10 protein-coding genes are annotated in these 14,509 nt (G+C 48.9%); 5 read left to right on the plus strand and 5 right to left on the minus strand.

All coding sequences use genetic code 11. The features are described from left to right. The first annotated feature begins 73 nt into the window (after positions 1 to 73). Together P4S53_RS03970 and P4S53_RS03975 are read left to right on the plus strand one after the other, a co-directional pair. Positions 74 to 688, plus strand: coding sequence for a LysE family translocator (locus P4S53_RS03970; RefSeq protein WP_337112057.1), 615 nt, complete (start codon positions 74 to 76; stop codon positions 686 to 688). Positions 689 to 1,778: 1,090 nt separating this feature from the next. After that, on the plus strand, positions 1,779 to 2,222 hold the full coding sequence (locus P4S53_RS03975; protein WP_337111485.1) for a MalM family protein: 444 nt from the start codon (positions 1,779 to 1,781) through the stop codon (positions 2,220 to 2,222). A gap of 86 nt (positions 2,223 to 2,308) precedes the next feature. Here the strand turns inward: P4S53_RS03975 and P4S53_RS03980 are convergent, their stop codons facing one another. Together P4S53_RS03980 and P4S53_RS03985 are read right to left on the minus strand one after the other, a co-directional pair. Next, positions 2,309 to 4,675 (minus strand): glycoside hydrolase family 3 N-terminal domain-containing protein, encoded by a 2,367-nt coding sequence (locus tag P4S53_RS03980; protein ID WP_337111486.1) that lies wholly within the window; start codon positions 4,673 to 4,675, stop codon positions 2,309 to 2,311. Between the two features lie 4 nt (positions 4,676 to 4,679). Next, positions 4,680 to 6,071 (minus strand): glycoside-pentoside-hexuronide (GPH):cation symporter, encoded by a 1,392-nt coding sequence (locus P4S53_RS03985; RefSeq protein ID WP_120512431.1) that lies wholly within the window; start codon positions 6,069 to 6,071, stop codon positions 4,680 to 4,682. Between the two features lie 340 nt (positions 6,072 to 6,411). Here P4S53_RS03985 and xylA point away from each other — a divergent pair, with 340 nt between their 5' ends. Then, positions 6,412 to 7,731: a xylose isomerase gene (gene xylA, locus P4S53_RS03990; protein WP_337111487.1), complete on the plus strand. Its 1,320-nt coding sequence runs from the start codon at positions 6,412 to 6,414 to the stop codon at positions 7,729 to 7,731. Between the two features lie 515 nt (positions 7,732 to 8,246). On the opposite strand, the gene P4S53_RS03995 is transcribed toward xylA, so the two are convergent. Next, a complete protein-coding gene (locus P4S53_RS03995) occupies positions 8,247 to 9,635 on the minus strand; it encodes a sugar porter family MFS transporter (RefSeq protein WP_337111488.1) in 1,389 nt (462 codons plus the stop codon). Between the two features lie 195 nt (positions 9,636 to 9,830). Continuing rightward, positions 9,831 to 11,282: a xylulokinase gene (xylB, locus tag P4S53_RS04000; RefSeq protein ID WP_337111489.1), complete on the minus strand. Its 1,452-nt coding sequence runs from the start codon at positions 11,280 to 11,282 to the stop codon at positions 9,831 to 9,833. Positions 11,283 to 11,498: 216 nt separating this feature from the next. On the opposite strand from xylB, the gene P4S53_RS04005 reads away from it, so the two are divergent. Beyond that, entirely contained in the window at positions 11,499 to 12,716 is a 1,218-nt protein-coding gene (locus tag P4S53_RS04005; protein WP_337111490.1) for a XylR family transcriptional regulator, read from the plus strand. A 46-nt stretch (positions 12,717 to 12,762) separates the two neighbouring features. Here the strand turns inward: P4S53_RS04005 and P4S53_RS04010 are convergent, their stop codons facing one another. Further along, complete coding sequence (locus tag P4S53_RS04010) at positions 12,763 to 13,785, minus strand: aldose epimerase family protein (RefSeq protein WP_337111491.1); 1,023 nt, start codon at positions 13,783 to 13,785, stop codon at positions 12,763 to 12,765. Positions 13,786 to 14,057: 272 nt separating this feature from the next. On the opposite strand from P4S53_RS04010, the gene P4S53_RS04015 reads away from it, so the two are divergent. Continuing rightward, positions 14,058 to 14,480 (plus strand): MarR family winged helix-turn-helix transcriptional regulator, encoded by a 423-nt coding sequence (locus P4S53_RS04015; RefSeq protein ID WP_337111492.1) that lies wholly within the window; start codon positions 14,058 to 14,060, stop codon positions 14,478 to 14,480. Positions 14,481 to 14,509: the final 29 nt, after the last annotated feature.

The following is a 14,509-nucleotide window of genomic DNA, read 5'->3' on the forward strand; positions in this document are numbered from 1 at the left end:
GCACTACCCTCGCGCTATCAAACTGATTACACTGACAATCGTTTTTATTTACACATATGTCAGGATGTATATGTTGGATCTCACCCTACTAAGCGCATTTATCCCTACTTTTTTCTTTGTTTCGATTACACCGGGTATGTGCATGACACTCGCCATGACGCTGGGAATGAGCATTGGTGTGAAGCGTGCGCTCTGGATGATGATGGGTGAACTGCTCGGTGTGGCGCTGGTTGCCATTGCGGCTGTCATGGGCGTGGCTACAGTCATGCTGAACTATCCTCAGCTGTTCAGCGCACTCAAATGGGTCGGCGGGGCTTATCTGTTCTGGCTGGGGATCAATATGTGGCGCAACCGCGGCAAAATGTCGCTGAATCTGGACACGCCCACTGTGACACAACGCGGGCAGCTGATTTCTCAGGGATTCATCACGGCCATTGCTAACCCGAAAGGCTGGGCCTTTATGATCTCCCTGCTACCGCCTTTCATTAACATCGACTTGCCGATGGCCCCCCAAATGGCAGGTTTGCTGGCTATCATCCTGATGACAGAGTTTGTTGCCTTACTGGTTTACGCCAACGGCGGCAAGAGCCTGCGCCTGTTCCTGACCAAAGGGGACAACCTTCAGTATCTCAACCGGATTGCAGGTACCTTAATGATGGGCGTGGGTGTCTGGCTGGCGTTGGGCTGAACCGGATAACAAACGGAAATCGTTAAAGGATGCCGGCATTTGTCCGGCATTTTTTATGCCTTGAGCTCGTCAATAATTCGTCACACAAAGCGAATCACCTGAATTGAAACGTCAAAAAATAATTCTATGAACGCCATGATTATGCCTTTCCGAAATTTTTTGCGATCGATATCACTTCCAATTGAGCAACGATGTGCATTACACTCTGCCAGCCGTCAAAAAACACACGAAGAAAGGAAAAAAATGTGTTGTGATTCCCCCAATTTAATGCGGGTTAAGCGCGCCATCTGGCAACGATTGACCTGTAAGGCCATCTACCTGTGTAAGAACTGCAACAAAAAAACGAAAGTCTAGCGTGACATCATGCCATTTCAGGCCTTCTTGTTTCCTCCCCTTTTGAGCTTTACAATTCATTTTCAATGGGAGCTAAGCTCCCATGAACGCCTGAACTCTGCCCTCTCCCCCTGCTGAGACACGCCGTTCCTTCATGTTTAATACCTTGTTTACAAAGCACAAAAGCAATAAATCGCTTCATTAAGTCAAGATTACGTCACGCTACAGTCAGTTCTCTGTCACCAATAAAACTGATGTGATGCATATCACACTGATAGGCAAGAACACGGCTTACACTGCCAGCATCCGTCACTGCTGAACAATCTGAGAGAAAGATGTGTTGCGATAATCCAATGTTATACCGAGTGAAACGAACACTATGGGAAAGGTTGACCTGCCGGGCAATCTACCGCTGCAAGACATGCAATACGAAAATGAAAGTGTGAAAAAGATGACGGCTGACTTCACCAGTGACTTGTTGCGCTGAGTACTATCTACCGCAGCAGCAGATGCTATGTTTGATACATGGCGGTAAAACACTGTCGAGGTCAAAATGCGTTTGCTGTCTGCTTGTATACTGGTACTTGCATTAACAAGTTGTTCGTTAACAGACGAGTTTCGCCCCAATACAGTCAATGGTGTGCCCAATGTCAGTATCACTGATTCAAAAAATGCACGTCAGCACTTAGTGTCGGCGACCCGGTTGTTTACCGTCGTGAGGGAACTGCCTTCGTTGGACTGCTGTGAGGAATTACCCGTGCTTTTTACCCTCTCCAGCGATGATGTGATCTTAGAACTCTCCTCCGGCCGCAGTTTCGTCAAACTGATACAACTCACCCCTCAGATCAGACGGCAAGATCTGACCCTGACGAGCCTGGTCAGCCAGACCGTGTTTGCCCCGCAAGTCCAGCTGTATTCCGAAGATTTCCTGCTGATTGACAGCCTGACCGCATACCGCTACCGCCCATTCTCTTATCAGGAGCCGGACAGACTCGAAATCACCCTGCCGCTCAGTCAGTACAGCCCTCCAGTACACTATATCCTGGTTTACACCAGCCAGAGTGAAATGGACGACTACACCCCCTTGCTGGATATTGAATCCAAATATGATCGCAATCTGGGTCTGGATATCATGCCCCGCCCCTGGTTCATTGCCCCGCACGCCCCCATCGGCACGCTGATTTTGAATCGCGCTAAATAACCGGTTCCGATAAAAGAAGAAGCCAGTCAGCAAAACCGACTGGCTCCTTATTATGTATGCTTCTAGTGGATCATTCGGCGCACCATTTAGCTGATACGTTCAACCTGAGCACGACTTAACATCCTCCAATTCTGGGGGAGCACTCGCGTATTGCCGGTCACAGTGACGGTCGCAGACTGTGTAATGTCTGAGCTGGAATGGCCAAACATCAGGTCAAATTCACCCGGCTCCACTATCCGTTCATGCTGATTATTGGTGAAATTCAGCATATCGACAGGGAGCGTGAAAAGCACGCTGGCCGTCTCGCCCGGATCAAGTTCAACCCGCTCGAACCCTTTTAATTCACGGATTGGCCGCACCTGAGAAGCCAGCTTATCACGGACATATAACTGAACAACTTCGCAGCCTCGGCGATCCCCCGTATTGGTCACATCGACTGACACCCGTACATCCCCATGAATATCGACTTCCGGTGTTTGTAACTGTAAGTTGCTGTATTTGAATGAGGTATACGTCAGACCATAGCCAAAATTATATTTCGAGCCAAAATGGTATGGAATGGGCGTCCCCCCACTTTTCAGTTTGTGATTGTAATAATACGGAACTGCACCGACATTTTTGGGAATGGATAACGTCAGACGCCCCGAGGGGGAAGCGGCACCACAAAGTATATTGCCAATCGCATCAGCCCCTTCCTGACCAGGCGCCCAACAGTACAGCACGGCTGCCGCTTTCGTTTCCCAGCCGTTCAGGTTATATGGCCGGCCACCGGTCACCAGGACCACGGTTGGCGTCCCTGTGTTGATCACAGCTTCAACCAGCGCCTGCTGCACACCCGGTAAATCAAGCGTGGCTGCGTCCGAACCTTCGCCAACAGTGCCCGTTTGGAACAAACCGGCCAGATCTCCGACACAAACGACAGCCACCTGCGCCTGCTTCGCTTCTGCCACAGCCAGACTGATTTGCGAGCGATCCATCGACACCGGGGATTGCTGAGTCTGACTCAATGCCAGATCCACATCTCCCGGAAAGACGGGCGCACCCGCACTCCGCTCGGTAAGAATGTCGCAGCCTTTGGCGTAGCTTGTCGTCTTAAACCGTTCCTCAATCGCTTCCCTGATCGTTTTGGCAACTTTGGATTTCTCTTCAAGACTGCTGAGAATCAAGTGCACCGGAAAGCTGTAACCCCCTAATAATGCCAGTTGATCATCTGCAGTCGGACCAATCACGGCCACAGAGGTCTCAGGTGCCAGAGGCAAAACACCCTGATTTTCTGTCATCACAACAGACTCAAGCGCCACCTGATAAGCCACGGCTTTGATGCTTTCCTGCTGCAAACGGATCTTCGCGGGATCGGTATAGGGTTGCTCAAACATCCCCAACTGAAATTTCACCGACAAAATCCGGCCGACAATCTCATCAATTTTACGTTCCGTGAGCAGACCCCGCTCGACCGCATCCCGAATCGACTGTGCACACAAATCATCCGGTAGCTCAATATCCAGACCGGCATTTAATGCCAGCGCGATAGATTCTGCACGATCAGCAGCAATCGCATGATGAGAGGCCAACAGATCAATGCCGCCGTAATCGGCAACAATCAAACCATCAAACCCCCAGCGCTCACGCAGCACAGTCGTCAGCAGATAGTGCGACGCATGGCAAGGTTCGTTATCAATATCATGGTAAGCAGGCATGACGGACCCGGCATTACCCAGTTTGACCGCCATTTCAAAGGGCAGCATGAAAGTATCATTCAGCTCTTTGTAACCCAGGTGCACCGGCGCATGGTTACGTGCCCCCTCACTGAAGGAGTGACCCACATAATGCTTCAGGGTCGCCAGAACATCCCGGCTCTGGCCCTGTAAACCCTGCACATAACGAGTCGCCAGTACACCGACATGATAAGGATCTTCTCCCAGCACTTCTTCGGTTCGTCCCCAGCGAACATCACGAGACACGTCTAATACAGGTGACAAGCCCTGATGTGCCCCAACCTGGCGTATTTCCTGCCCAATCGCCTCGCCCACTTGTTCAATCAGGACTGGGTTCCAGGTATGGCCATAGTTCAGCGATGAAGGGAACAGTGTCCCTCCTTTTGCCATCAGGCCGACCAGGCATTCTTCATGCGAAATGGCGGGTATCCCCAAGCGCGTTTCTTCCACCAGATACTTCTGCAATGCATTTAATGCTTCAACACCCGTCTTTGCATCAATCGAATGTGTCCCTAATGGGCGGGTAATCTGGCCTAAACCGTGCTGCAGTCTCGTTTTGATATCTGCACGCTCAGCATCTCCTGTAAATTCCATCTCCCTTTCCTGATGCTCTCCTTCGGGATCAAGCATCAGCCATTGCGCATGCATCTGAGCAATTTTTTCTTCCAGCGTCATCTGACTGAGCAAGTCTTGCGTTCGCTCGGCAACAGAATAAGCAGGATCTTTATAAATACACATCGCTTTATCCTAACTCTGCATGATGAACTTTCACTGCGACATCCTGAGTGTCCTTGGCATCCAATGCCAGCAGCGCTTTGATTTGCTTCAGCTTCTGACTATCCAGATCATAGAAAGCCATCACCAGTGCCAGCAGCGCGAAAATCACACCAGGGAAAACGGTATAGAGTAAATTAATCCAGACGACAGCTTCTGCCGATTGGCTTTCTGCCCCGCCGACATAACCGACAGCGGCAAGAATCCAGCCGACCATGGCGCCGCCAATTGCGATGCCTAATTTGATAGCAAACAGATTGGTTGAAAAGATCATGCCACCCAGAGCCCGGTTACTGCGGGTTTTCTCGTAATCCACTACATCGCTCATCATGCTCCACAGCAAAGGTGTTGTACTCATCTGAACAACCCCCAGCAAGATAACGAGAGCAAACACCATACCCACATTGCTTGGCTCAACCAGAAATAAAGCCGCTGACAGCAAACCAGACAGTACAATCAGTACCCGATACGTTTTCACCTTATCGAAACGTCCCAGCACAGGAGCCGAACCAATGGCACCGAGAATGTTTGCCAGCATGCCGGCTACCATAAATAAAGTGGCGATATCCGGACGCTCCATCACGTTATTGACGTAATACATGGTAGAGGCCCCTTTCAGAACAACGCCGGTCAGCAGGAGTACATTCAGCACAAACAACACCCGCCACTGGGTGTTTTTCCATAAGACTTTCATATCAGCAAAGACTGACTGCTGGACTTCGTTGGCTTCCGGTAAGCAGCGCTCTTTTGTGTTTGAAAAACTGTAAAAGAACAGGCCAATCGCGCCCAGCCCCATCACCGCCATGGCTCCCAGATACCCCAGCTGTTTATTGCCGTCCCCAATGATATCAACCAGCGGCAGAGCAATCAGTGCGACCACTAATCCCCCTGCTGTGCTCAGCGCAAAGCGGTAAGACTGCAAAGATGTACGCTCTTTGGAATCATTGGTCAGGGCATTTGCCATCGCGCAGTAAGGCACATTGATGGCCGTGTACATCAGGGTCAGAAAAATATATGACACATAGGCATAGATAATTTTGCCGGTTTCGCCAACATCCGGGGTATAAAAAGTCGCCGTACAGGCAATACCGAATGGCACTGCCACCCAGGCAAGGTAAGGACGGTAGCGTCCAAATCGGCTTTTGGTCCGGTCGGCTATGGACCCCATCACTGGGTCTGTGACAGCGTCAATCACGCGCACCAACAGGAACATGGTGCCCATGTGAGCAGGAGACAATCCGTAAATATCGGTATAAAAATAAGCGAGGAATAACATTACCGTCTGCCAGACAAAATTACAGCCGGTGTCACCCAGGCCGTAGGCAATCTTTTCCTTTGCCGTTAGCTTTATCGTTTCCATTTTTTTCTCCAGAGGTACAGGTCATTTATTTTTTAATCTCCCTCTTATTGTTATGAATTATTCCCCCAAATAAATTTATGCAAAATGACATCAGTTTTATGATATTTCACATGTGTGAACCGAACTGTATTTCCATTTTTATCTGTTATTTACAATTACTAAAAATCAATCAGTTAACATTTAAAAATTATTACTCCCTTAACTATTACCTTCTTTTTCGGGAGCCAGAGCACATTAGTTAAATCCGTGAAATTCACTATTAAATTTCATAATTGCTAAGCCACCCCAAAAAGCAAAAGATAGCTCTCGAACCGATCTCCGACGTATATGGATTATGACTATGACTGAATTTTTCAAAAACATCAGCAAGGTACAATTTGAAGGGACTGAATCAACGAACCCGCTTGCATTCCGTCATTACAACCCGGACGAAATGATCCTGGGAAAATCGATGAAAGAGCACCTGCGCTTTGCTGCATGCTACTGGCATAACTTCTGCTGGCCAGGTTCAGATGTATTCGGTGCTGGCACCTTTGATCGTCCCTGGCATCAGGCAGGTGACGCCATGGAAATGGCTAAAATGAAAGCTGACGCGGCATTTGAGTTTTTTTCTAAACTCAACGTCCCATATTACTGTTTCCACGATACGGATGTAGCACCCGAAGGCGATTCAATCAAAGCTTATGCGAACAACTTTGCTGCCATGGTCGATGTACTGGAAGCAAAACAAGCAGAAACCGGCCTGAAACTGCTTTGGGGAACAGCGAATGCATTCTCAAACCCTCGCTATATGCATGGTGCGGGTACGAACCCAAACCCTGAAGTCTTTGCTTATGCAGCCACTCAGATTTTCAATGCCATGAACGCCACCCAACGCCTTGGCGGTGAAAACTATGTGCTTTGGGGCGGACGTGAAGGTTACGAAACACTGCTCAATACCGATCTGCGTCAGGAGCGTGAACAACTGGGCCGCCTGATGCAGCTAGTGGTTGAGCATAAACACAAAATGGGTTTTAAAGGCACCATACTGATTGAGCCAAAACCGCAAGAACCCACCAAACACCAGTACGACTATGATACTGCAACTGTGTATGGCTTTCTGAAGCAGTATGGCCTAGAAAATGAGATAAAAGTGAACATCGAGGCCAACCACGCGACGCTTGCCGGCCACAGCTTCCACCATGAAGTTGCCACTGCAACCTCGCTGGGCCTGTTTGGCTCCATTGATGCCAACCGCGGTGATGCACAACTGGGCTGGGATACCGACCAGTTCCCGAATAGTGTCGAAGAAAACACACTGGTGATGTACGAAATCCTGAAAGCTGGAGGCTTCACAACCGGTGGCTTCAACTTTGATGCACGTGTCCGCCGTCCGTCAATTGATGGTGAAGACTTGTTCCACGGCCATATTGGCGGAATGGATACCATGGCACTCTCACTCAAGCGTGCGGCAGCCATGATCCAGAATGATGTACTGGCAGGTCATGTGGCAAGTCGCTACGCGGGCTGGAATACCGAACTGGGACAAAAGATTCTTCAGGGAAATCTGTCTCTGGCATCTTTGGCAGACTATGCGCTCACCCAGAATATCCAGCCACAGCCGGTTTCCGGCAAGCAAGAATACCTGGAAAACCTAGTGAACGGTTTTATCTATAAATAACAAACTCTTATTGTTTAATCCTGGCCGGGTGTAACACCCGGCTTTTTTTATGCATCCGGCTGACACCAGATCTCAACAGTAAGTTATGACTCACATACTGGTACTGCCTCTGAACTTGCCTGCTTTTCTATTTCCAGTCCCTGCCGTTCGGAGCTCGCTTACTTGATCCCTGAGCGTTCACCCGGATGACCAGCCTGCCAGAAGGTATACACTCGCCATACATCACACTCTCCATGTGATGTCAGAGAAAGACCACAGTCATCCAATCAGCTTGCTGAGTTCCTGTCACATCCAGCAAGCACAGATGCAGCGTTACTGATGCAACCCGCCAATTATCGTTGGCAAGCTCACCAGATACCGAAACGTAGCACAGATCAAGCCACTCACCTATGTGACGACGCAATACCACATACGGCGAAAAGCCTCCGGACACAAAAAAGCCCCCAATCCTTGACGGTCCAACGATTGGGGGCTGCTCTCTTTCAGGTTGTGTCTTCAGTCACACAGACCGAAGGTTACACGTATTGCGTTTTTCCTTTGGCATCAGAGGATGCCCACAGACTTTCTAATTGTTCCAGGGATTTCCCTTTAGTTTCCGGCACCCAGCGATAAACGAAATACACGGTAAAGACCCCCATGACACCATAAAGCCAAAACGGAAACCCGCCGTTATAGGACTGATATAACCAGCTGTTCTGGTCATTCATCATCGGGAAGGTCTGAGAAACGACAAAATTCGCAAACCACTGGGCGAAGACCGCAATCGACAGTGCTTTTGAACGGACGCTATTGGGGAAAATTTCGGAAAGAAGAACCCAGGTCACCGGCCCTAGTGACAGAGCAAATGCTGCGATATAACCCAAAACAAATACCAGCAGATAACCACCAATCGCATTCAGATACGCTGCAGTGCCAATCACCAGCATACACAGAGCCATGATACCCGCACCAAGCATCATCAAAGGACGTCGACCAAAACGGTCCACGGTAAAAATCGCAATCACAGTAAAAGTCAGGTTCACTACCCCAACCAGTATGGTCTGCAATAAGGCAAGATCAATGCTGGAATCACTGAATCCTTTCAGGATGGTTGGCGCATAATACAGAAATACATTAATCCCCGTCACCTGCTGCAACACACTCAGCATGATACCGATCACCAGTACACCCAGCAGCCCTTTCGACACGATTCCGCCAGAAGATTTATCCTGCAGAGAATCGGTGATCTCCTGCCACTGATGCCCTATATCAGCCCCTGGGTTCACGGCTTTCAGCAATGTGCGGGCTTCCTGATGACGTCCTTGCATCGCCAGCCATCTCGGTGTTTCAGGTACAGTGAACAGCAAGCATAGAAAAATACCCGCCGGGATCACTTCTGAGCCGAACATCAATCGCCAGCCGATCGTATTTAGCCAGCTTTCAGAGCCCAGAAGCGCAATTCCGTAGTTGACGAAGTACACCACCAGCATGCCAAAAATAATGGCGAACTGATTACAGGACACCAGACTGCCTCGGCGATTTGCCGGAGACACTTCGGCGATATACATCGGCGACACCATGGAGGCTATCCCCACGCCGACACCGCCAATGATGCGGTAGAGAATAAAGACCCAGTAATTATCTGGCAGCGCCGACCCAACGGCAGAGATCAAAAACAATACGGCCGCAATAATTAAAGCACCTCGTCGGCCATAGCGAGTACTCATGACACCGGCAAAAATCGCCCCGATGACACATCCGATTAATGCAGAGGAAGCTGCGAAGCCTAACGCTGTCGCATCTAAGGAGAAGTAGCTTTGTAACGCTTCGGTTGCACCGGAAATCACTGCGGTATCATAACCAAATAATAATCCGCCCAGTGCCACCACCAATGTTAAATGAAGTACATTAGCAGGCTGTTTCATAATAAGCTCCGTGTAGGTTTTATAATGAGGATGTTCCACAGTCATATTGTGAATACAGGGCAAGGATTCATATTACGATAAACGAAATACACGTTATGATTTTTTACTTATGTGAAGACTGTCATTCAGCTACAGACAAAATAAAAAAAGCAGGATCTTCACCCTGCTTTTTTTCACTAAAAATAAATTTATTTATTAAAATATAGACTGAAGTTTCAGATAAATATCCTGGTACATTTTACGTTTTTTCATATAGTAATTTTGCATCTCTGCCTGAGGGCAATGACGCTGTACTAATTCTGGCACCGGACAAATGGCTGAAAGCTCAGCACCTTCAGTCACACCGAGCTGGGCAAGTCGTGCAGCGCCCAAAGCGGGGCCAACATCTCCACCGACACGGTAAACCAGCGTATAACCCACAATATCGGCGAGCATTTGGCGCCAGAATTCACTCCTTGCGCCACCGCCAATCAGGTTGATTTCCTCAGGAATATCACCGGCACAATGTAATGCGTCAAATCCATCCGCAAAAGCAAATCCGACGCCTTCAAGCACTGCGCGACACAAATCAACCCCTTGCGTACTGTGGGTCATTCCGAAAAAGACCCCCTTCGCATTCGGATTATTATGAGGCGTTCTTTCACCAGACAAATAGGGGAGAAAAATCAACGTCGAGTCCGGACTTGCGTTGTTTTCCACATCTGTCAGCATGGCTGGCACTGAGTCATAACCCGTTAAATCAGAAACCCAGCTCAGACACGATGCAGCACTTAAAATCACCGACATCGTATGCCAGGTGGAAGGCAATGCATGGCAAAAACTATGGAGTGCCGATTCAGGGTTTGATCGAAAGCCATCACTTACTGAGAAATAGACACCTGATGTGCCAAGCGACAACATGGCCTGTCCCGGTTGTGTGATACCCACACCAATGGCCCCTGCTGCGTTATCTCCGGCGCCAGCAACCACAGGTACACATGACATCCCCCACATTTCTGCGATCTCAGGAGATAGCATCCCCGTCACTTCACTGCCTTCATACAAAGATGGCATGTGTTTTCGGCTTAACCCGGTCGCAGCCAGCAGCGCATCGCTCCAATCCCGTTTGGCCACATCCAGCCACAGGGTCCCTGCCGAGTCAGACAAATCAGATGCAAAATCACCGGTCATGCGAAATCGCAAATAGTCTTTTGGCAGTAGGACTGTCGCAACACGCTGAAAATTTTCAGGTTCATATTTCTTCAACCAGAGTAATTTCGGTGCAGTAAAACCTGGCATCATGATATTCCCTGTCAGCTCGCGACTGGCTGGCACCAAAGCTTCCAGTTCCTCACATTCCGCGAAACAACGGCCATCATTCCACAGTATGGCCGGGCGAATAACCTCTCCATAGATGTCCAGCAAGGTCGCACCGTGCATTTGTCCGGCAAGCCCAATCGCCAAGACCTGTGACAGATCAATTTGCTGACGCAGACCATCCATCACTTCACAGGTTGCTTGCCACCAATCTTCAGGATGTTGTTCAGACCACAGTGGCTCAGGCCGAGATACAGATAAAGGTACTGTCTGGCTAGCCAGTACTTTGCCTTTGCCATCCAGCACAATTGCTTTTACCCCTGATGTCCCTAAATCAATACCAATAAACATGGCTACCTCTTCTCCTGTATCTGTGCCGTCATCTGTAATAGAGACGTACAAGCATTGTTTTCTCTATGCTCCTTTCACTGCAGAAAGTTCTCAATTACGTTTTTTCACACTCAAATTAACGGATTTCTTCTGTGTGGTGCGAGTCACACAGTAGCTGATAAGCCGCTGCTACACTCCAGTTACGTTTTTTGACAGGACATTAAACGAAGTATCAGCATGAATAAACGCTATAGGATCACCCTGTTATTCAATGCCAACAAGGTTTACGACCGACAGGTTATCGAAGGAATCGGCGAATATCTGCACGCCACTCAGTGTGACTGGGATATCTTTCTTGAAGAGGATTTCCGTGTGCATCTGGATAACATCAAAAACTGGGTTGGCGATGGCATTATCGCGGATCTCGACAACCCTGAAATTGAAGAAATTCTCAAAGAAATCAATATCCCCACAGTTGGTGTCGGCGGTTCTTATGAAAATGACCATGATTATCCGGACCTGCCTTATATCGCGACAGATAATGCCCAGCTGGTGAATATGGCTTTTCAGCACCTCAGGGACAAAGGGCTTGAGAACTTCGCTTTTTACGGATTACCGCCCAGCCCGACTTCTCGCTGGGCAGAAGAACGGGAAAAATCTTTTCAGCGGATTGTCAAAGAAGAGGGATACGAAGGATTCATCTACCGTGGCAATGAAACATCGCCACTGACCTGGCAATATGACATGAACCGGCTCGCTGACTGGCTGCAAAACTTGCCGACCCCGACAGGCATCATTGCCGTGACTGATTCACGGGCGCGGCATTTACTCCAGGTTTGTGATCACCTCAACCTGATGGTGCCGGATAAAATTGCTGTGATTGGTATTGATAATGAAGAACTTGCGCGATATCTGACACGTGTTTCTCTCAGCTCTGTCGGACAAGGCTGTAAAAAGATGGGATATCAGGCAGCCAAGATGCTCCATCACATTTTGCTCCGTAAAGAACAGCAGAGCACAGAAGAAACCCTGCCACAGCAGGTCATCCGCCACAGCACAGTACTGATACCGCCAACTCAGGTTTATGAACGCCAAAGTACAGACTTTCAGGCACTGCGAGATCCTTATGTCATTCAGGCGATGCATTTCATTCGCCACAATGCAATCAAGGGGATCAAAGTCGATCAGGTTCTGAACTACGTGGGTGTTTCCCGTTCAAATCTGGAGACCCGGTTTAAAGAAGAGCGGGGCCACTCGATCCATCAGGAAATCCACAATTCAAAACTCAAACGCGCTTGTAATCTGCTGCGTACCACAGAGCTGCCAATCGCAGAAATAGCCTCTTTATGTGGTTACCCATCCTTGCAGTACATGTACTCTGTGTTTAAAAAGAATTTCGATCTCACCCCAAAGGATTACCGCCGGGGAGAAGAGCACGATACGGACATTGAATAGTTCGACATGACTCACTCGCAAGGCCGACTGACGGCCTTGCGACCCATCATTCCTGTTTGAGTGACATCACCTGGTAAGCGGTCGTCTGACGGTAAGCTTTGCCCGGCCAATAATAGCAAGCCACTGCATTGAGCATATTGACCTGATTTGGATAGCATTGTGCTTCCAGACAAAAACCATCGTGTTGGTGATAACCTTGGTTACGACCCTGTGGCTCTACTAATGCGTTGCCGGTATAGAACTGCAATCCAGGCTGATCGGTCAGCATTCTGAGCCCCAGACCTGTCTCAACGCATTGCACCTCAGCAACCTGACGCAGGCCAAAGCCGTTTAAACACCAGCAATGATCAAATCCACCCACAGCCTCGACCTGAGCGTCATTTGCTGCCAGCCGGGAAGCCAGGTGGGTTAAAGTCCGAAAATCCATCGGCGTATCTCCAACAAAGCATTTCCTTTGTGGAATGGACTGCGGATCGATTTCAAAATACATCTCTGCATCGATCCGAACTTGATGATCAGCGATCCCACGCACACCACCATTGAGATTAAAGTAGGCATGATGCGTCAGATTTATTGGTGTCATCTGATCCGCTTCAGCCTCGTAATCAATGATCAGCGTGTTATCGTCTGTTAGTCTGTAGCTGACCTGAATATTAATATTTGCCGGATAACCCGCCTCGCCGGCTTTGACAGAAGTACTCAGCAAAATTCGATTGCGTGACAAATGCTCCAGCTGCCATTGCTTGCTATGCAAACCCGCATGGGCACCGTGAAGGTGATTCTCCCCCTCGTTTTGCTCAAGCTGAACCACCCTGCCTTCCATCTCAAACCGCCCATTTGCAATACGATTTGCCCATGGACCGATCACACCACCGAGGTATGCTTTCCCCTGTAAATAATCCTCTGGCGCTTCATAGCCCAGCACAAGATTAACGGGCACCTGCTCTTTGCCTGTCACAACAAAGTGAACCAGGGTCGCCCCAAGATCTGAGATATCAACCCTGGTATGATGACAATTGGTGAGTGTGTAGAGATGATAATCTCCCCAAGCAGTAACATTCCCATTCATCTGGTTACCCTTCTGTTGTCCGTGGCCGTTTTTCTCCTATTTTTCATCCCAGAATGATTTGCCTCCATTACGTTATTTCTCATTCACTTGACTTAATTTCACTGCCGCAAGCTTCATCACATCTGCAAGCAAAATAATCCTACCTCACACATTCTCTGAAGCGATTGCTCCGAAATCATCCGATGACAAGGGATCAATATTCTGCTCACGGATTGAAACATTTAGTTACATTGGCACATAATACGTAATACTTACGATTTGAGGCTGGTCGAATGAATAACAATACGCTGGGTTTTGTGATGTCTGATGTCACCCGCCTGATGCGGAACCTGTTCAAAAAACGCCTGAAAGGCCAGGATCTGACGCTGGTTCAGGCCAGAGCCTTGTACTACATCGCGCGTTTTGAAGGGGTCCGGCAGGTGGCGCTGGCCGACATGCTTGAGATCAAGCCGATCTCTCTGGTCAGACTGATCGACCTGCTGGTCGAGGCCGATCTGATAGAACGCCGCCCGGATCCTAAGGACAGACGTGCCTACCAGATTTATCTGTCCGCCACTGCCCAGCCCCATATTGATGAAATTCTGCGCGTGATCAAAAGCATTCAGGACGATGCCCTGGCAGGCCTGTCTGAAGCAGAAATTGCCACGGTCACCTTCGCTTTTGAAAAAATGCGCAGCAATTTATCAGCCCTGTAAGTCAGCCGGTTATATCGAGAAGTTGGAGT

Source organism: Photobacterium sp. Hal280, from assembly GCF_037162255.1.
GTDB lineage: Bacteria > Pseudomonadota > Gammaproteobacteria > Enterobacterales > Vibrionaceae > Photobacterium.

Coding starts and splice junctions, on each gene's coding strand:
- P4S53_RS04015 (WP_337111492.1), top strand. CDS start 14,058: ATGAATAACAATACGCTGGGTTTTGTGATGTCTGATGTCACCCGCCTG.
- xylA (WP_337111487.1), top strand. CDS start 6,412: ATGACTGAATTTTTCAAAAACATCAGCAAGGTACAATTTGAAGGGACT.
- P4S53_RS03980 (WP_337111486.1), bottom strand. CDS start 4,675: ATGTGTATTTATAAAGATCCTGCTTATTCTGTTGCCGAGCGAACGCAA.
- xylB (WP_337111489.1), bottom strand. CDS start 11,282: ATGTTTATTGGTATTGATTTAGGGACATCAGGGGTAAAAGCAATTGTG.
- P4S53_RS04005 (WP_337111490.1), top strand. CDS start 11,499: ATGAATAAACGCTATAGGATCACCCTGTTATTCAATGCCAACAAGGTT.
- P4S53_RS03995 (WP_337111488.1), bottom strand. CDS start 9,635: ATGAAACAGCCTGCTAATGTACTTCATTTAACATTGGTGGTGGCACTG.
- P4S53_RS03985 (WP_120512431.1), bottom strand. CDS start 6,071: ATGGAAACGATAAAGCTAACGGCAAAGGAAAAGATTGCCTACGGCCTG.
- P4S53_RS04010 (WP_337111491.1), bottom strand. CDS start 13,785: ATGAATGGGAATGTTACTGCTTGGGGAGATTATCATCTCTACACACTC.